An 18,701-nucleotide genomic window follows, 5' to 3' on the forward strand; every position below is an offset into this window, starting at 1 on the left:
ATCGCAATGACCACCAGCCAACAGTCGATCCACCCGCCGCTGCTGGGCGACGGGCAACTCGCGCAGCCGGCGACGCGCGGCACGCTGCGCGTGTGGCGCACCGGTCTGGCCGCGGCACTGGCCTGGGCCGTATTCGGCGCGGTCACATGGCGCTGGCCGAACCATCTGGTCGGCTTCAACGACTGGGCCTACACCGAGGAACTGGGCGTGGCGATGCTGGCGGTGGCGGCGGCACTAGCCGTCGTGGCCCTTGCTGGCGCCCATCTGCGCGGCCTACAGCGCGCTCAGCGCGCGTTGCGCCATGCCGGGCCGTGGCTGGTGGCGCTGCCGCTGGTCTTCACGGCATGGGAAATCCTGACCGCCAAGACCGCCACGCTGCCCACGCCGTTCTTCGCGCCGCCGCAGGCGCTGATCGAGGTCTATCTCGACGACTGGCGGCGTCTGGGCGACAGTGTGCTAAATACGCTGAAGCTGCTCGCACTGGGCGTCGCGTATGGCGGCGTGGCCGGTTTCCTGATCGGCGTGTCGATCGGCTGGTCGCGGCGCATCGGCTACTGGGTGCATCCGGTGCTGCGCGTGCTTGGGCCGCTGCCATCCACCGCGCTGCTGCCGCTCACGTTCTACTTCTTTCCGTCGAGCTATTCGGCGGCGATTTTCCTGATCGCGCTGGCCACCGCGTTTCCGGTGGCAGTGTTGACGTGGTCGGGCGTGGCTGGCGTCAACAAGAGCTACTACGACGTGGCGCGCACGATGGGCGCATCGGAATGGTTTCTGGTGCTGCGCGTGGCGATTCCGGCCGCGCTGCCGCAGGTGTTCGTCGGCCTGTTCATGGGCCTGGGCGCGTCATTCTCGGTGCTGGTCACTGCGGAGATGATGGGCGTGAAATCGGGCCTCGGCTGGTATCTGACGTGGGCGCAGGGTTGGGCGTCCTACGTCAACATGTATGCGGCGCTGATCGTCATGGCGCTGCTGTTTTCGGGCGTCATCACATTGCTTTTCGTCGTGCGCGATCGCGCGCTGTCGTGGCAGAAAGGGACCGTCAAATGGTAACGGCGCAAACATCACCGGCCGAGCCGCCACTTCCGCTGCACGCGCAGCAGACCCCGCAGGCACGCGGCGCGAGGATCGATATTCGTGGCGTCAGCCATGCATTTGGCGATGGCGACCAGCGCTTGCCCGTGCTTGACGGCGTCGACCTGCAAGTCGCGCCCGGCGAGTTCGTCGCGCTGCTGGGACCGAGCGGCTGTGGAAAATCCACGCTGTTGCGGCTCGTGGCCGGACTCGATGCGCCCGATCAGGGCCAGATCCTGCAGGACGATGCGCCGATCGACCGGCCCGATCCGTCGCGCATCGTGGTGTTTCAGGACCCCACGCTTTACCCTTGGCGACGCGTGCGCGACAACGTGGCGCTGGGTCTGCAGGCGCGCGGCCTGCTGCGCCGCGAAGGTCATCGCGTCGACGCCGCGCTGCGGCGCGTGGGACTCGAAGCCTTTGCGCGCGCGTTTCCGCATCAGCTCTCGGGCGGCATGGCGCAGCGCGTGGCACTGGCGCGCGCGCTGGTCAACGACCCGCGCCTGCTGGTGCTCGACGAACCGCTCGGCAAGCTCGATTCGCTGACGCGCCTGGCGATGCAGAGCGATCTCGTCGATCTGTGGCAGCGCGCCGGGTTTTCGGCGCTGCTGGTCACGCACGATGTGGAAGAGGCGCTGTTCCTCGCGCAACGTGTGATCGTGTTCAGCCAGCGACCCGCGCGCATCACGGCCGAGATCCAGGTCGACCTGCCCTACCCGCGGCATCGCGGCGATCCGCGCCTGACCGAACTGCGTCATGAAGCGCTGCGTCATCTCGGTCTCGATGCCAGCTGGTAGGCCATGAACGGGCCGCCGCCCCAGGCGTGGCTCAATGCACTGCTCTCACTGATCCAACAGGCGCAGCTCGCCCTGCTGCGGATTTGGCACGCGCTGGGCTGGACGGGCGAACTGTACGGCCAGCCCGCGTGGCCGTGGGCGCAGCGCATTGCTGGCGAAACGCTGCTGATCGATCTGGGTCTGGCGCGCCAGCTTGCCATGACCCTGCTGGCCGTCGCATTGGCCGTGGCATGCGCACTCGCCGCGGCCATCTGGAAGCGGCATCGGCTGACTGCGCTCGCCATCGGCGCGCTGGCGCTCACGATCGCACCGTGGCCGTCGACAGGCCTGCTGTTGACCCCGGCCGCGCCCACCAGCTTCCACATCAGTCCATCGGGCTTTGCGGTGACGTCGATCGCCACGGGCGCGCGCCTCTACGCGCAGCATTGTGCCGCGTGCCATGGCGACGACGGCCGCGGCGAAGGTCGGCTGTCGGCGACGCTCATGCGCTGGCCGCCCACCTTTGCCAGTCCCCTGCTTGGCCGTCGCGCCGAAGGCGAGTTGTTCTGGCATATCGCCCACGGCATGCGCGACGCGCGAGGACACGCGACGATGCCGGCATTCGCCGCGCAGCTTAGCGACACCGACACGTGGGCAGTGATCGACTACATGAAGGCGCTTGCGGCAGGCACCGGCGCGGCGCAGCAAGGCAGTTGGCCGATACCGTTGCGGCTGCCGGAGGTTGCGGTGCGCTGCGGACGGGAAGCACCGCGCGCGCTATCGCAATGGCGGCGCGGACAGCGCGTGCGCGTTGTGATGATCGATGGCACGGCGGCCGAGCAGCCGTTCGAGGATCCGCGTTTCCTGACCTTGCTGGTTACGCCGGACGGTCGCGCGCCCGGCGAAGCGGGGCAATTTCGCGCCGACTGCGTGGCGGAGTCTGCCGATGCGTGGCGCGTGTATGCGCAGATTGCCGGTGTCGATGCCGCGCATCCGGCCGGCACAACGCTATTGGCGGATCGTCAGGGCTGGCTGCGCGCCCGCGCGGACGGCAAACGTCGCGAATGGAGCGACGCCGATCTGCTGTGCACCGCCGGACAGCAGACCGCCGCCCAGGCGGCCGGCACGTCGTCGGTGGGCGCTGATGGACTGACCGCTTTGCTGCTGCGCATCGATGCCGAACCAGTGCGCTTCGTGCAGGGCGGATTCGTGCATTGAACCGCGACGCCGCGCGTCGCGGTCGTCGCGCGAAGGTTCAGCGCGGATCGGCCGAAGAGAGATCCGGGGCGTGCGGCGCAAATGCGTCTGGCGTGCTGGCATGGCCGGTCACGTAGTCGATGGCGCGCAGCACCTCGTCGACCGACGGCGGCGCGCCGTTATCACCCACAGATACGGACTGGCCGGGCTTGTCCACCCCGAAATGCGGGCGCGAGGTGGCCGTGAACAGCATCACGGTAGGCTTGCCCAGCGCATCGGCCAGATGCACGAAGCCGGTGTCCATGCCGACCACCAGCGCCGCGGCGTCGACGCGCTGCGCACATTCCGTGATCGACATGCGCGGCAGCACTTCGGCGTTGGGAATGGCGGCGGCAAGCGCCTTGGCTTCGTCCTGCTCCTTCGGCGATCCCCACGGCAGTTGCACGCGATAGCCGCGGCGCGCCAGCGTATGGCCGATTTCCACCCAGTTGGCCTGCGGCCATTTCTTGATGTCGAGCGAGGTGGCGTGGAACAGCATCGCGCGCGGCACGCCGTCGGCGTTCAGCGCCACGGCCGGCGCGGGGATTTTCAGTTCGGCCGATTCGTGCGGCTCGATCTGGTAGCCCAGCGCGTTGGCAACCACCATGCGCATTTTCTGGCGACAGTTGGCGTCGCCATGCGGCCCGAAGATCTCGGTATAGGCAAACACCGCTTTCGCCTCGCCAAGATATTCGGCGGCATAGCCGAGGCGGCGCTTGGTGCGCGCCAGACGCGCGGCGATGGCGCTCTTGAACACGCCATGGACGTCGATCGCCACGTCGTAGGGCTCGCGGCGCAACTGACACAACGCGGAGAGGATGCCGCGCAGATCGCGCCATTTGCGGCCGTTCTTCTTGAACTGGCGCAGCGGCGGCGCGATCACGCGATCCACGCCGACGGCCCAGCGCGGAATATCCGCACAGGATGCATCGGCGATCCAGTCGATCTTGGCTTCGGGATAGGCGCGTCGCAGGTCGTACAGCAACGGCAGGGTGTGCACCATGTCGCCGAGCGACGTGATCTTAATAAGAAGAATGCGCTTCATGAACGGGGCGTCGGTGTGCAAACGCGGCCGATCGGGCCGCGTTCGAAAGGCGCTAGTATGCCCCAACTCCCGGGCGCGTCGGGCGGATCAGGCCGTCATCGGCCACCGGCATCCCTCGGCTGCCAGCGCGCTGCCGTGCGCCTCATGTGTCCCCTGCTTCCCGTGCTGCCGCTGCGACAAATCAGGCGTGCCAGACCGATGCATCGGGCACCACGGTGGCAAAGCGGTCGTTCAGCGCCGCCAGCGTGACGCGATGCAGTTCGGCCGCAGGCAGCGGCGCGCCGCCGAGCGGATCGGGCAGGTCGCGCGTGGCGCAGCCGTTGGCCACCAGCGTGACGCGATAGCCGTGATCGAGTGCGGAGCGTACCGTGGCGCTGATGCACATATGGGTCTGGAATCCGGCGACGATCAATTCCTTGCGGCCCAGCGCGGTCAGGCGCGCGGCGAGGTCGGTGCCCGCAAAGCTGTTCGGCAGGCTTTTTACGACCGTCTGCTCGCCGTCCCGCGGCGTCAGTCCTTCGATGATCAACGCATACGGGCCGGCCGGATCGAACGCGCCACCGGCCTTGCCGTGATGCACCACGTGGATCACCGGCGTGCCATGGCGGCGCGCCAGCGCGAGCAGTTCCGCACAGCCCGCCACGGCTTCCGGCATACCGGTCAGCGGCAGCTTTCCATCGACGTATTCGCGCTGGTGATCGACCAGGATCAGCACGGCGTCGGACCACGCTGAGGGCTTGCGGCTGGCGCCGGCGGCATCGAGCAAGGTGAACGGGGCGGTTGGCATATCGAAGTCTCAGGTTTGGATAGTGACTAGGCATGCATGCTAGAGCGCGGTAACCTGTGCGCCAATTCCCCACTTGCTCACACTCGCTGTGCAAAAAAGCACAATCTCCTGGGACGATCTGCTGACCCTTTCCACGCTGATGCGCACCGGCAGCTATTCGGCCTGCGCGCGCGAACTCGATATCACCCACGCCACGGCGATCCGGCGCATTCGGCGGCTGGAGGCGGCGCTGGGCAAGCCGGTGGCCACGCGCGCCGACGGCACCTTCGTGCTGACCGCGGCAGGCCGCAACGCGCTGACCGCGGCGCGACAAATGGAACAGTCCGCCGACCGGCTGTTGCGGGAGATCGAAGGGACGGCGCCCGGGGTGTCGGGCATGGTGCGCGTGGCCGCCACAGCGTCGCTGGGCAGCCATTTCCTGACGCCGCGGCTACCCGCGTTCTATGTCGGCAATCCCGATGTGGAAGTGCGGCTCGAGGTGGACAACCGCGTGACCAGCCTGGCCAAGCGCCGCGCCCACATTGCGGTACGGCTGGCGCGGCCGAAGGAAGACACCATGGTGGCGCAGCGTGCGGGCACGATCCATTTCGGCCTCTACGCGCCCGCGGACATGCCTGCGGCGCTGGCAGATTCGCGCGATACGCCGATGTGCGGCCTGCTCGACGAGGGGTTTTCGCTGCCCGAAGTGGAATGGCCGCTGGCGCAGGCGCGCCGCTTTTCGTTCCAGTCGAACAGCTTGCTGGCCGTCCGTGAAGGCGTGCGCGCCGGCCTGGGGGTGGCGCTGCTGCCCCACTACATCGGCGCGGGCGAGCCCGGCCTCGCGCTGATCCGCAACGTGCCGGAAGTGGTGCGCGAAATCTGGCTAGCCTATCCCGTCGAGTTTCGCGGCGCTTCACGCTTTCGGCCGGTCATCGACTGGCTTGCCCAAACCCTGGCCGAATGCCCTTGAGGCGCCATGTCGGCCCGGCGTGAGCATGAAGTGTCGCGGCCGTGCCACGCGGCAGTGCATTCGGAACGCCCGCGCTGCGCCTCTGGTTGCCTGATGTGCGCCGACACACACCGGCCGGGCGCCAATGCCATCGAGATAAACACAAGTTCTGCTACGCTTTGATCCAGTTGCCGACGATATCGCTATCACACGGGCTGTTGTTGCAGAAAGCCCAGGCAACAGGGTACGGGTCAGTGCAAAGGAAATAAAAAAAAGAGCTTCATGCGGCACTCTTTGAAGTACCGGATGGCAATCGCGGCGGCGCTTGTGGTCACGCTGGTGGTCGTGGTGCGGGGCAGTTTTTCCCAGTACTACGCCTACACGCGCCTGAACGAGGTGATTCAGGATCAGCAGGACACACTGGTCAAGCTGGTCGCCGACCAACTGGACGAAAAACTCGAAGCGCGTGCGCTCGTGTTGCGCCGGCTCGCGCGTACGCTTGCGCCGGTTCTCGATCACCCCACCGGCCAGTTGCGCCGCCTGGCGGCCGACACGGTCGACATGCCCGAGCACTTCAACGCCGTCTTCATGGTCTGGCCCGATGGCTCGCTGGCATTCAGCACCGCGGTGCCGGACGGCACGAAAATGACCGTGGGCGATCGCGATTACTTCCGCAGTATCGCCAACGGGGCCGACTTCGCCGTGTCCGACCTGCTGCAGGGCAAGCATTCGGCGGCGCCCGGCGTGATCCTCGCCGTGCCGTTGCGCGATGCCAATGGCCACTTGCTCGGTGTGGTGGGCGGCGCGTTGAATCTGTCGTCCCAAAATTTCCTGCGCGAGCTGGCTCATCACCGCGTCGGCGTGACCGGCTTCTACTGCCTGGTGTCGGCCGGCCCGAATCCCCGTTATGCGATGCATCCCGATACCTCCAAGGTGCTCACGCCGGCGCGGGCTGTGGGCGAATCATGCGGCGCCGAACGGCCCGCATCGGCCTGGGAAGTGCTGTCACCCCAGCAACCGGTGGTTGCGCGTCGCCTGCTGGAATCGAACGGCTGGGAGGTGATTTCCGTGCTGCCCGCGGCCGAAGCGTATGCGCCGCTGCTCGAAGCGCGCCAGCGCTCGATATTCGTCGCACTGGCGTCGCTGCTGCTGGCTGCGCTGGCGATGTGGGCCACCATCCGCCATCTGCTCGCGCCGCTCGAACACTTGCATCGCACGGTGCGCCGGCTGGGCGAACATCCCGGGGCAATGGCCGACCTCACGGTCAAGCGCAACGACGAAATCGGCGAGCTGGCCGGTGCGTTCTCGGAAGTGATGACGCAATTGTCGGAGCGTGAAGCGGCGCTCAAGGCCGCCAAGGACAGCGCCGCCGCCAGCGAAAAACGGCTCGAGGCGATCGCCAATCACGTACCGGATTTCGTGGCGTTTATCGACGCCAGCGAGCGCTTTGCCTTCGTGAACCGCGCCTATGCGAGGCATTTCGGCCTTCCCGCCGAGCAGATTGTCGGCCTGTCGCTGCGCGAGCTGTGGGGCACGCCCGAATACGTGGCCAACAAGCCCTATCTGGACCGCGCATGCGCCGGCGAGTCGATCACGTTCACGCGCGAGAGCGCGGACGGCGCGGCTTGGGAAGTGACATTCCAGCCGGCCTGGAATGACGCGCAGGATGTTGTCACCGGCCTGCACATGTTTGCCCGCAACGTCACCGGCGAGCGCCAGAAGCTGCGCACGCTCGAAGCGCAGACGCTTTCCGACCACCTGACCGGGCTGCTCAACCGCAAGGGCTTTGACCGGCGCCTGCAGGAAACCATGGCGCGCGCCGATGCCTGCGGCCATCACGCCGCGCTGCTGCTGGTCGACCTCGACGACTTCAAGGCCGTCAACGACACCCGTGGCCACCCGGTGGGCGATCAGTTGCTGATTGCCTACGCCGAACGCTTGCGCGCGTGCGTGCGGGCCGGCGACGCCGTGGCGCGGATCGGCGGCGACGAGTTCGCGATCATCCTCGACAATGTGTCCAATCCGAATACCGTCGAGCGCATCGCCCGCACCGTGGTGCACGCCGCCATGCGCCCGTTCGAGATCCACGGCGAACAGATGGTGTCGACCGCCAGCGTTGGCAGCGCGATGCATCGCGCGGGCCAGGGCACATCGGTGAGCGAACTGTTCATGCGTGCGGACATGGCGCTTTACGACGCCAAACGCCAGGGCAAGGCGTGCCACGCGGGCACCCTGTCCCGAATCGTCGCGCAGACGGCCAGCGACGCTTGAGCGGCACGCGCTGACTTGATAAAAAAAACGGTGACGCATGACGCGCCACCGTTCTCACCGCAAGCCGGACACCGGTCCTGGCGAAGGATCAGCGCACGCGCCCTTCCTTCCACGCCTGCAGCAGCTTGTCATAGGCGATGGTTTCGCCCTTCGGCTTTTCGTTGTCGAGCTTCTTCCACGGCGCGTGTTCCGACGACAGCCACTTCGACGGATCGCTCTTCGGATTGAGCTTCGGCGCGCAGTTGGCCATGCCGGCGCGCTGCAGGCGGCCCATCACCTGATCCATTTCCTCGGCCAGGTTGTCCATCGCGGCCTGCGGCGTCTTCTCGCCGGTAACCGCGGTGGCAACGTTCTTCCACCACAGCTGCGCCAGCTTCGGATAGTCGGGCACGTTGTTGCCGGTCGGCGTCCACGCCACGCGCGCCGGGCTGCGGTAGAACTCGATCAGCCCGCCATACTTGGCCGCATTCTTGGTCAGGTAGTCGTGATGGATATCGCTGTCGCGGATGAAAGTCAGGCCCGTCAGCGACTTCTTCAGCGACACCGTCTTCGAGGTCACGAACTGCGCATACAGCCACGCGGCCGCCAGCCGGTTCGGATCGGTGTTCTTGAAGAACGTCCACGAGCCCACGTCCTGATAGCCGTTCTGCATGCCCGGCTTCCAGTACGGACCATAGGGCGACGGCGCCATGCGCCACTTCGGCGATCCGTCGGCATTGACCACCGGCAGGCCCTTCTTGGTCATGTCGGCGGTGAAGGCCGTGTACCAGAACACCTGCTGCGCAACTTGGCCCTGCGCCGGCACGGGGCCGGCTTCGGAGAAGGTCATGCCCATGGCCTGGGGCGGCGCGTACTTCTTCATCCAGTCGATGTACTTGGTCAGCGCGTACACCGCTGCCGGACTGTTGGTGGCGCCCCCGCGCGACACCGAGGCGCCGACCGGCGTGCATTTGTCCTCGGCTACGCGGATGCCCCATTCGTCGACCGGCATGCCGTTGGGCAGGCCCTTGTCGGCTGAGCCTGCCATCGACAGCCACGCATCGGTGAAGCGCCAGCCCAGCGACGGATCCTTCTTGCCGTAGTCCATGTGGCCGAACACCTTCTTGCCATCGAGCTCCTTCACGTCGTTGGTGAAGAAGTTGGCGATGTCCTCGTAGGCGGACCAGTTGGTCGGCACGCCCAGGTCATAGCCGTACTTGGCCTTGAACTTGTCCTGCAGGTCCTTGCGCGCGAACCAGTCCGCGCGGAACCAGTACAGGTTGGCAAACTGCTGGTCGGGCAACTGGTATAGCTTGCCGTCCGGCGCCGTGGTGAACTTGGTGCCGATGAAGTCCTTGATGTCGATGCCGGGGTTGGTGAATTCCTTGCCCGCGCCGTTCATGTAGTCGGACAGCGGCAGGATGGCACCGTAGCGATAGTGCGTGCCGATCAGGTCCGAATCGGAAATCCAGCCGTCGTAGATCGACTTGCCCGACTGCATCGACGTCTGCAGTTTTTCCACCACATCGCCTTCCTGGATGATGTCGTGGTTGACCTTGATGCCGGTGATTTCCTCGAACGCCTTGGCCAGCGTTTTCGATTCGTACTCGTGCGTGGTGATGGTTTCGGACACCACGTTGATCTGCGTGACGCCCTTGCCCTTGAGCTTGGCGGCGGCGTCCATGAACCACTTCAGTTCCGCCATCTGCTTGTCCTTGGACAGCGACGACGGCTGGAATTCGTTGTCGACCCACTTCTTCGCCGCGGCCTCGTCGGCCAGGGCGGCATGTCCGCATGTCAGCGCGGCCGCAAAGGCCAGGGCTGACATCCCCAACTTCACGCGCTCTTTCATCAGTGTCTCCTCAGGAACCCTTCCCCGGCTCTTTAACTGGGTTGCGGCCCCGGGGAAGGGACAAAGATCTCGCAGCCCATGACAGAAAACGCGCTCCACCGCGCCGGCGCCGCCGGCGTCATCAGCCCTTGCGCATGACGATCGCCAGCGCCACGGCGGAAATCGCCACGCTGATCCAGATCGACGGCGCTTCGGCCAGTTGCAGCCAGCCCTGGATCTTCTCGCCCAGCCCCACCCATGCCAGGTTGATCCACGCGGCGCACATCAGGCCGATAAACAGGCGGTCGCCGCGCGTGGTGGGAATCGGCAGGAAGCCCTTGCGCTCGGTGGTCGGCGCGCGCACTTCCCAGATCGTCATGCCGATCAGCATCAGCACCACCAGCGTGAAAAACACCGCCACGGGCGTGGTCCAAACCATCCAGCTCAACATCGCTCGCTCCCTTGCAAACGGCGTCAGACGTCACACGCGGCCCATCGCGAAACCCTTCGCGATGTAGTGCCGCACAAACCAGATCACGATCGCGCCGGGCACGATGGTCAGCACGCCGGCCGCAGCCAGCACGCCCCAGTCCATCCCCGAGGCCGACACCGTGCGCGTCATCGTGGCGACGATCGGCTTGGCGTTGACCGATGTCAGCGTGCGCGCCAGCAACAGCTCGACCCAGCTGAACATGAAGCAGAAGAACGCGGCCACGCCGACGCCGGCCTTGATCAGCGGCAGGAAGATCGTCAGGAAAAAGCGCGGGAACGAATAACCGTCGACATAGGCGGTCTCGTCGATCTCGCGCGGCACGCCGGACATGAAACCCTCCAGGATCCACACCGCCAACGGCACGTTGAACACCAGGTGCGCCAGCGCCACGCCAAGGTGCGTATCCATCAGCCCGATCGTGGTGTAGAGCTGGAAGAACGGCAGCAGGAACACCGCCGGCGGCGTCATGCGATTGGTCAGCAGCCAGAAGAACACGTGCTTGTCGCCGATGAACTGGTAGCGCGAGAACGCGTAGGCCGCCGGCAGCGCCACGCTGATCGAGATCACCGTGTTCATCGCCACATAGATCATCGAGTTGATATAGCCCGAATACCATGAGGCATCGGTGAATATCGTCACGTAGTGTTCGAGCGTAAAAGTGGCCGGCCAAAGCGACAACGTGGAAACGATCTCCTCGTTGGTCTTGAACGACATGTTCACCATCCAGTAGATCGGCACGATGGCGAACAGCAGGTACAGCGTCAGGAACACCGGACGCCACCAGCCGGGGCGCTGCCCGGGAAGATTGCGGTCAGCCATGGGGCATCTCCTCGGCGCTTGCGGTGCCGGCGCGTTGCATCCAGTTGTACAGCACGAAACACGTCAGCAGGATGATCAGGAAATAGACGATCGAGAACGCCGCGGCCGGTCCCAGGTCGAACTGCCCCACCGCCTTCTGCGTCAGGTATTGCGACAGGAACGTGGTGGCATTGCCGGGCCCGCCGCCGGTCAGCACGAAGGGCTCGGTGTAGATCATGAAGCTGTCCATGAAGCGCAGCAGCACCGCGATCATCAGCACGCCGCGCAGCTTGGGCAACTGGATGAAGCGGAACACCGCGAAGCGCGACGCGCCGTCGATCTGCGCGGCCTGGTAGTAGGCGTCGGGAATCGCGCGCAGGCCCGCATAGCAAAGCAGCGCCACCAGCGGCGTCCAGTGCCAGACATCCATCACCAGCACCGTGACCCACGCGTCGATGGCGCTACCCGTGTAGTTGTAGTCGAAGCCCATGCCCTCGAGCGCGGCGCCAAGCAGGCCGATATCGGTGCGCCCGAAGATCTGCCAGATCGTACCCACCACGTTCCACGGAATCAGCAGCGACAACGCAATCACCACCAGCGCGGCCGACGCCTTCCACCCTTTGGCCGGCATCGCCAGCGCCAGCAGGATGCCCAGCGGGATCTCGACGCACAGCACGGCCAGCGAGAAGCCAAGCTGCCGCAACAGCGCATCGTGCAGCTCGCCATCGCGCAGCACCGTGGCATACCATTCGGTGCCGACAAAGACGCGGCGCTCTGGCGAGATGATGTCCTGCACCGAATAGTTGACGATCGTCATCAGTGGCAGGATCGCCGAGAACGCCACGCACAGCACCACCGGCAGAATCAGCAGCCACGCCTTCTGGTTCACGGGCTTCATGGGACCAGTTCCTCGTTGATATAGAAGCAGGTGTGACGATTGAACATCGTCAGCCACGCGGTGTCGCCCGCGCGCAGCGTGGCGGCTTCCGTGCCCAGCCGGGCGCGCACCATGGCGCTTGCGCCATGATCGACGGTCGACGTCACCAGCCAGTACGTGCCGATGTCCTGCGCGCGGTCCACGCGCACCGGAATCGCCCGTGGATCTTCGGCGGGCGCCAGTTGCAGGTACTCGGGCCGCACGCCGATCTTGAACGATCCCGCCGCCTGCAGCGCCGACTGCGTGGCCGCGGGCAGCTCGAGCAGGTAGCGCCGCCCGGCCACTTCGATGGCGCCGTCGCGCCATTGCGCTGGCAGAAAATTCATCCCCGGCGATCCGATAAAATGGCCGACGAAGGTATGCGCTGGGCGCTCGAACAGCGCATCGGCGGCGCCCACCTGCACCGCCTTGCCGCGCGACATCACCACCACCTGATCGGCAAACGTCAGCGCCTCGGTCTGGTCATGCGTCACGTAGATCAGCGTCAACCGGAACTCGTGATGAATCTCCTTGAGCTTGCGGCGCAACTGCCATTTCAGGTGTGGGTCGATCACGGTCAGCGGCTCGTCGAACAGGATGGCCGACACGTCCTGGCGCACCAGACCGCGGCCCAGCGAGATCTTCTGCTTGGCGTCGGCCGCCAGCCCGCTGGCGCGACGATCGAGCGATGACGACAAATCGAGCATTTCCGCCACGCGCCCGACGCGCTCCCTGACCTGCGCGGCCGGCACGCCGCGATTGCGCAGCGGAAACGCGAGGTTTTCGCCGACCGTCATGGTGTCGTAGATCACCGGGAACTGGAATACCTGCGCGATGTTGCGCGCCTGCGGCGAAGCGTCGGTGACATCGTTGCCGTCGAAACGGATCGTGCCCTGCGACGGGCGCAGCAGCCCGGAAATGCAATTGAGCAGCGTGGTCTTGCCGCAGCCCGAAGGGCCGAGCAACGCATAGGCGCCGCCGTCCTCGAACGTAAAGTTCAGCGGCAGCAGCGCGTAGTCCTCGTCTTTCTGCGGATGGGCGACATAGGCGTGCGCCAGATCGAGATCGATGCGTGCCATGTCAGGCTCCCGGCTCGGTGATCGGCGTGCTGACCACAGCGGCCAGCGCGCCCGGCCGGCGCGGCGCGTGGATGCGAAGGCCCGCCTGGTTGAACAGGTAGAGCTGGCCTGGCTCGATATGCAGCGACAGCGGCGCGCCAAGCTCGAGGTCCAGCACGCCGGCGAACTGCGCAACCAGGTTGCCGGCCGAGGTGTCGAGGTGGACGAAGGTGTCCGAGCCCGACAGTTCGGCCAACGCCACTTTGCCCGGGATCTCGACGGCGTCGGGCACCGACCTGAGCCGCAGCGCGGCAGCGCGCACGCCCAGCGTGACCGGACCGTCGGGCGCGTCGACGCCCGGCAGCGGAATCACGATGTTGCCGGGCAGCGTTACGCGTCCGGCCGACAGCACGCCTTCGACGAGGTTCATCGGCGGATCGCTGAAGGCGCGCGCCACACGCAGCGATGCGGGATAGTGGAAGACTTCCGGCGTCGGCCCGTATTGCAGCAGTTCGCCCGCATCGAGCACGGCCGTGTAGCCGCCCAGCAGCAGCGCTTCCGCTGGCTCGGTGGTGGCGTAGATCACGGTGGCATCGCCCTGGGCGAACAGATGGGTCAGCTCTTCGCGCAGTTCCTCGCGCAGCTTGTAGTCGAGATTTACCAGCGGTTCGTCGAGCAGCATCAACGGCGCGTTCTTGGCCAGCGCGCGCGCCAGCGCCACGCGCTGCTGCTGGCCGCCCGACAGTTCGGACGGATAGCGCGCCAGCAGATGTTCGATATGGAGGCGGCCGGCGAGGCCGCGCACGCGTTCGTCGATCTGTTCGCGGCTGTCGCGACGCAGGCGCAACGGCGACGCGATGTTGTCGAAGACGGTCAGCGATGGGTAGTTGATGAACTGCTGGTAGACCATCGACACGTTGCGCTCGCGCACCTGCACGCCGGTGACGTCGATGCCGTCGACCATCACGCGCCCGGCGCTGGGCTTGTCCAGCCCTGCCATGATCCGCATCAGCGATGTCTTGCCGGCCTGGGTGGTTCCCAGAAGGATGGTGACGGCGCCTGGCGTGGGTGCCAGTGACATCGGGTAGAGATAGGCTTGCGACCCCACTTGCTGCGCAATGCCTTCCAGGCTCAGCTGCATCCAGTCTCCAATGTTCTTGTACTTGCTCAGCCACATCGAAAAACCGCAGCCGAGGCGCACTTTTAAAATCATCCCGCTCGTTTTAGCGCAAAAACGAACATAAAACAATACTGCGGCGCATCATTTGTTTTCGTTTCTGTTTGAACTAGAATGCCGGCATGACGCTTAATCCCCGCCAGACCGCCCTGCTCGAGGAAGTTCGCAGCCAGGGCTTCGCCTCCATCGACGAACTCGCGCGCAAGTTCGGCGTGACGCTGCAGACCGTCCGGCGCGACGTCAACCTGCTGGCCGAAAACGGCATGCTGGCGCGCTTTCATGGCGGCGTGCGGATGGAAGGCTCGACCACCGAGAACATCGCCTATCGCCAGCGGCAAGTGCTCAATGCCGAAGGCAAGGCGCGCATCGCGCGCGCCGTGGCGGCCGCGGTGCCCGAAGGCTGCTCGCTGATCCTGAACATCGGCACCACGGTGGAAGAAGTCGCGCGCGCGCTGATCCATCATCGCGGGCTGCGCGTGATTACCAATAACCTGAACGTGGCCAATATCCTGGCGGACAATTCGGACTGCGAAGTGATTGTGGCCGGCGGCGTGTTGCGATCGCGTGACCGCGGCATCGTCGGCGAGGCGACGGTGGAATTTATCCGTCAGTTCAAGGTGGATATCGGACTGATCGGCATCTCAGGCATCGAGGCCGACGGCACGCTGCGCGATTACGATTTTCGCGAGGTGAAGGTGGCGCGAACGATCATGGAACATTCGCGTGAGGTGTGGCTCGCCGCCGACGCCAGCAAATTCAATCGCCAGGCGATGGTGGAACTGGCGCCGCTGTCGAGCATCAACAGACTGTTCACGGACGAGCCTCTGCAAGCGCCGTTCGATACGATGCTGGCCGAAAGCGGAGTGAAATGTGTGGTCGCCGACCAGGAATGAAGCGCGCCCACCGCGCCGGCTGCCCCCGTTGCGCGCGGGCAGCCGTTGCGATGCGCCGCGTCGGCGCGGCGGCGGGCAATTACTTGAAGACCACCGTCTTGTGGCCGTTCACGAGGATGCGGTGTTCCGCATGCCACTTGACCGCGCGGGCGAGCGCCACGCATTCGACGTCGCGGCCGACGGCGGTCAGCTGATCGGGATCCATGCTGTGATCGACGCGCTCGATTTCCTGCTCGATGATCGGGCCTTCGTCCAGGTCGGCCGTCACATAGTGCGCGGTCGCGCCGATCAGCTTCACGCCGCGGTCGTGCGCCTGGTAGTACGGCTTTGCGCCCTTGAAGCTGGGCAGGAACGAGTGGTGGATGTTGATCGCGCGGCCCTGCAGCTTGCGGCACAGGTCGTCGGAAAGCACCTGCATGTAGCGCGCCAGCACCACCAGGTCGATGTTCTGGTCGCGCACCACTTCGAACACGCGCGCTTCCTGCGCGGCCTTCTGCTCGGCCGACGCATTCATCAGCGGCAAGTGGAAGAACGGCACATCGTACGAGGCAGCCAGCTGATAGAAATCGCGGTGGTTCGACACGATCGCGGCGATCTCCACGGGCAGGCCACCGGCCTTGGCGCGGAACAGCAGATCGTTCAGGCAATGGCCGATCTTGGACACCATGATCATCACGCGCGGCTTCACCGTCGCATCGAAGACCTCCCACTGCATGCCGAACTGCTCGCCCACGGGCGCGAACGCGGCGCGCAGTTCCGCCAGGCCCGGGCCGCCCGCGGCCGTGCTGAAATGCACGCGCATGAAGAAGCGGCCGGTGAAGGCGTCACCGTACTGGTCGGAATCGACGATATTGCAGCCGTGCTGGAACAGCAGGCCGGAAACGGCGTGCACGATGCCCGGCTGGTCCGGGCAGGAAATGGTCAGGATAAATCCGGTGGTGCTCATCTTCGGAGAATCGGGCGAATCTTGATTGGGCGAGCCGCGCCGGCGATGCGTGCAAATCAGGTCTGGACGGCAGTCCAGCCGCGCCGGCGGAGGGCATCCAGCGTCACCAGCGTGGCATCGACGGTCATGGCGAGGTCCGCCATGATAGCAAGCAATGACGCCGGGTCGATATGGCGATGCTCGGCCACCTCGCCGTCGCGGTTATGGGGGACGAAGCCGGCAGGCAGGATCAGGTCATACGCATACACGCGCTCCCACTGCACGCCTTCGGGGATTTCGCGCAGCACGTCGATCACGCCATGCGCTTGCGCCTGCGCCGCCAGCGCGGGCGGGATGCCCGATTCCTCGTCACATTCGCGCACCAGCGTTTCCAGCGGATCGCTGCCCGCAGGCATGCCGCCGGCCACGAGGTTGTCCCACATGCCCGGATCGACCGCCTTGGTTTCGCTGCGGCGCGAGATCCACAAGGCGCGCTGCCCGTCGACGATGCCGTTCATATGCGAGGCGAACGTCAGCAGGCCGAAAAAACGGGCGGCTGCGCGCTCGATCACGGCAAACGGCGCGGCATCGAGCGCCGGAGTGACGGCGAACAGCTCGTTGCGCCAGCCACGCACATGGCCCGCATCGGCCAGTTGCCGCGCCAGCGCGGCCAGCGCGATATTGCGCGCTTCGACCGTCGTGCAACCGGGCAACAGCGCCACCGCGCCGTCTGGGTCGACCGGGCCGATCACGTCGCCGGCCATGCCGGTCAGGATTTGCGCATGCCTGCGCGGCAGCCATCCCACCTGCACGCCCTCCACCGTCAGGCGCCAGTGCGCGTCCGGATCGAATGGACTGCGCGCGGCGACGCCGGCCAGGATGGCGCCGACGATATCGGCATCTGCGGAAGCGGAAACAGGCATTGGCTTGGACACGAATTCAGACATGACAACGCGACTCAACAATTCCGGATGGAACGCATGACATCCACGCATACTTCCCACCAGCCCCAGTACGTGCTGGCCTTGGACCAGGGCACCAGCAGCTCGCGCGCCATCCTGTTCGACCGCGCCGGCAATGTGGTGCGCATCGCCCAGCGCGAATTCCGGCAATATTATCCGCATCCCGGCCACGTCGAGCACGACCCGTACGAAATCTGGCAATCGCAGTTGGCAGTCGCGCACGAGGTGCTCACCGAAGCCAACGTCAGCGGATCGCAGTTGAGCGCGATCGGCATCACCAACCAGCGCGAAACCACGGTGTTGTGGGACCGCAAGACCGGCGAGCCGGTGGGGCGTGCGCTGGTCTGGCAGGACCGCCGCACCGCGCCGATGTGCGAAGACCTGCAGGCGGCCGGGCACGGCGACACGTTCCAGCAGAAGACCGGGCTGATCATTGACGCCTATTTCTCGGGCACCAAACTGCGCTGGATGCTCGATCACTACGATGGCGCCCGCGAGCGCGCCGAACGCGGCGAACTGGCGTTCGGCACCGTCGACAGCTGGCTGATCTGGCAGCTGACCGACGGCATGCGGCACGTCACGGACGTGTCCAACGCGTCGCGAACGCTGCTGTTCAACATCCACGATTTCCGCTGGGATGACGAGCTGCTCGGCATCCTGGACATTCCGCGCAGCCTGCTGCCCGACGTGGCGCCGTCGAGCGGCGAAGTTGCCCGCACCGCGGCGCGCCTGTTCGGCGTGGAAGTGCCGATCGCCGGCATCGCGGGCGACCAGCAGGCAGCCACGTTCGGCCAGGCCTGCCTGCTGCCGGGCATGGCCAAGAACACCTATGGCACCGGCTGCTTCATCCTGATGAACACCGGCTACAAGCCCGTGACGTCGCGCAACCGGCTGATCACCACTATCGGCTGGCAGATCGGCAACGACACCCAGTACTGCCTCGAAGGCGGCGTGTTCATGGGCGGCGCCACGATCCAGTGGCTGCGCGACGGCCTCAAGCTGATCCAGAGCGCGCCCGAGGTGGATCCTTTGGCGCGCCAGTGCGAAGACACGGGCGGCGTGGTGCTGGTGCCCGCCTTTGCCGGACTGGGCGCGCCGCACTGGGACCCGTTTGCGCGCGGCACGATGGTGGGCATCACGCGCGGCACCGGCGGCCCGCATATCGCGCGCGCCGCGCTCGAATCGATCGCGCTGCAAAGCGTGGACGTACTGGACGCCATGCAGAAGGATGCCGGCATTTCGCTGGCCGAACTGCGCGTGGACGGCGGCGCTTCGCGCAGCGACCTGCTGATGCAGATGCAGGCGGATCTGCTCGGCACGCCAGTGGTACGGCCACGCGTCACGGAAACCACCGCGCTGGGCGCCGCGTACCTGGCCGGACTGGCCACCGGCTACTGGACCGACCCCGAGGAAATCACTCGCCAGTGGCAAATCGAACATCGCTTCGAGCCAAGGCTGTCGGACGACGAACGCGCCCATCGCATCGCGCGCTGGCATCGTGCCGTGGATCGCGCGCGCGACTGGGCGCGCGACGACGAAGCCGGCCATTGAGCCC

Annotated in this window: 17 protein-coding genes; 7 read left to right on the plus strand and 10 right to left on the minus strand. The window is 66.0% G+C overall.

What is annotated here, in order from left to right:
- Positions 1-6 precede the first annotated feature (6 nt).
- The 3 genes from F7R19_RS14620 to F7R19_RS14630 are packed head-to-tail and all read left to right on the plus strand — an operon-like array spanning position 7 to position 3,065.
- Positions 7-1,050: an ABC transporter permease gene (locus tag F7R19_RS14620; protein ID WP_150981091.1), complete on the plus strand. Its 1,044-nt coding sequence runs from the start codon at positions 7-9 to the stop codon at positions 1,048-1,050.
- On the plus strand, positions 1,044-1,868 hold the full coding sequence (locus tag F7R19_RS14625; protein ID WP_061958901.1) for an ABC transporter ATP-binding protein: 825 nt from the start codon (positions 1,044-1,046) through the stop codon (positions 1,866-1,868). The genes F7R19_RS14620 and F7R19_RS14625 overlap by 7 nt, the downstream gene beginning before the upstream one ends.
- A gap of 3 nt (positions 1,869-1,871) precedes the next feature.
- The gene (locus tag F7R19_RS14630) at positions 1,872-3,065 is read left to right on the plus strand and encodes a c-type cytochrome (RefSeq protein WP_150981092.1); all 1,194 of its coding nucleotides are present in this window, start codon (positions 1,872-1,874) and stop codon (positions 3,063-3,065) included.
- Between the two features lie 37 nt (positions 3,066-3,102).
- Here F7R19_RS14630 and waaC read toward each other — a convergent pair whose 3' ends face one another.
- On the minus strand, positions 3,103-4,128 hold the full coding sequence (gene waaC, locus F7R19_RS14635; protein ID WP_061958914.1) for a lipopolysaccharide heptosyltransferase I: 1,026 nt from the start codon (positions 4,126-4,128) through the stop codon (positions 3,103-3,105).
- 181 nt (positions 4,129-4,309) lie between these two features.
- Entirely contained in the window at positions 4,310-4,915 is a 606-nt protein-coding gene (locus F7R19_RS14640; RefSeq protein ID WP_150981093.1) for a cysteine hydrolase family protein, read from the minus strand.
- 88 nt (positions 4,916-5,003) lie between these two features.
- Here F7R19_RS14640 and F7R19_RS14645 point away from each other — a divergent pair, with 88 nt between their 5' ends.
- Together F7R19_RS14645 and F7R19_RS14650 are read left to right on the plus strand one after the other, a co-directional pair.
- Positions 5,004-5,864 carry a LysR family transcriptional regulator gene (locus tag F7R19_RS14645; RefSeq protein WP_150981094.1) on the plus strand — a complete coding sequence of 287 codons (861 nt, stop codon included), beginning with the start codon at positions 5,004-5,006 and terminating at the stop codon, positions 5,862-5,864.
- A 261-nt stretch (positions 5,865-6,125) separates the two neighbouring features.
- Complete coding sequence (locus F7R19_RS14650; RefSeq protein WP_223505776.1) at positions 6,126-8,114, plus strand: sensor domain-containing diguanylate cyclase; 1,989 nt, start codon at positions 6,126-6,128, stop codon at positions 8,112-8,114.
- 88 nt (positions 8,115-8,202) lie between these two features.
- Here the strand turns inward: F7R19_RS14650 and F7R19_RS14655 are convergent, their stop codons facing one another.
- The 6 genes from F7R19_RS14655 to F7R19_RS14680 all read right to left on the minus strand — a co-directional run bounded on the left by F7R19_RS14655 (position 8,203) and on the right by F7R19_RS14680 (position 14,330).
- Entirely contained in the window at positions 8,203-9,933 is a 1,731-nt protein-coding gene (locus F7R19_RS14655) for an ABC transporter substrate-binding protein (RefSeq protein WP_061958915.1), read from the minus strand.
- Between the two features lie 133 nt (positions 9,934-10,066).
- A complete protein-coding gene (locus tag F7R19_RS14660; protein WP_061958906.1) occupies positions 10,067-10,375 on the minus strand; it encodes a DUF2160 domain-containing protein in 309 nt (102 codons plus the stop codon).
- A gap of 30 nt (positions 10,376-10,405) precedes the next feature.
- The gene (locus F7R19_RS14665) at positions 10,406-11,236 is read right to left on the minus strand and encodes a carbohydrate ABC transporter permease (protein ID WP_150981095.1); all 831 of its coding nucleotides are present in this window, start codon (positions 11,234-11,236) and stop codon (positions 10,406-10,408) included.
- Positions 11,229-12,113, minus strand: coding sequence for a carbohydrate ABC transporter permease (locus tag F7R19_RS14670; RefSeq protein ID WP_061958908.1), 885 nt, complete (start codon positions 12,111-12,113; stop codon positions 11,229-11,231). The genes F7R19_RS14665 and F7R19_RS14670 overlap by 8 nt, the downstream gene beginning before the upstream one ends.
- The gene (locus F7R19_RS14675) at positions 12,110-13,210 is read right to left on the minus strand and encodes an ABC transporter ATP-binding protein (protein WP_150981096.1); all 1,101 of its coding nucleotides are present in this window, start codon (positions 13,208-13,210) and stop codon (positions 12,110-12,112) included. The genes F7R19_RS14670 and F7R19_RS14675 overlap by 4 nt, the downstream gene beginning before the upstream one ends.
- A gap of 1 nt (position 13,211) precedes the next feature.
- Complete coding sequence (locus F7R19_RS14680) at positions 13,212-14,330, minus strand: ABC transporter ATP-binding protein (protein ID WP_061958916.1); 1,119 nt, start codon at positions 14,328-14,330, stop codon at positions 13,212-13,214.
- Between the two features lie 158 nt (positions 14,331-14,488).
- Between F7R19_RS14680 and F7R19_RS14685 the strand changes: the two genes are divergently transcribed.
- Complete coding sequence (locus F7R19_RS14685; protein ID WP_150981097.1) at positions 14,489-15,259, plus strand: DeoR/GlpR family DNA-binding transcription regulator; 771 nt, start codon at positions 14,489-14,491, stop codon at positions 15,257-15,259.
- A gap of 79 nt (positions 15,260-15,338) precedes the next feature.
- Here the strand turns inward: F7R19_RS14685 and purU are convergent, their stop codons facing one another.
- Positions 15,339-16,205 (minus strand): formyltetrahydrofolate deformylase, encoded by an 867-nt coding sequence (gene purU, locus F7R19_RS14690; protein WP_061958911.1) that lies wholly within the window; start codon positions 16,203-16,205, stop codon positions 15,339-15,341.
- Between the two features lie 56 nt (positions 16,206-16,261).
- Positions 16,262-17,131, minus strand: coding sequence for an NUDIX hydrolase (locus tag F7R19_RS14695; RefSeq protein WP_150981098.1), 870 nt, complete (start codon positions 17,129-17,131; stop codon positions 16,262-16,264).
- A gap of 33 nt (positions 17,132-17,164) precedes the next feature.
- On the opposite strand from F7R19_RS14695, the gene glpK reads away from it, so the two are divergent.
- Positions 17,165-18,697: a glycerol kinase GlpK gene (gene glpK, locus F7R19_RS14700; RefSeq protein ID WP_099047628.1), complete on the plus strand. Its 1,533-nt coding sequence runs from the start codon at positions 17,165-17,167 to the stop codon at positions 18,695-18,697.
- The last annotated feature ends 4 nt before the right edge of the window (positions 18,698-18,701 follow it).

This window comes from Cupriavidus pauculus (genome assembly GCF_008801835.1).
GTDB classification, from domain to species: domain Bacteria; phylum Pseudomonadota; class Gammaproteobacteria; order Burkholderiales; family Burkholderiaceae; genus Cupriavidus; species Cupriavidus pauculus.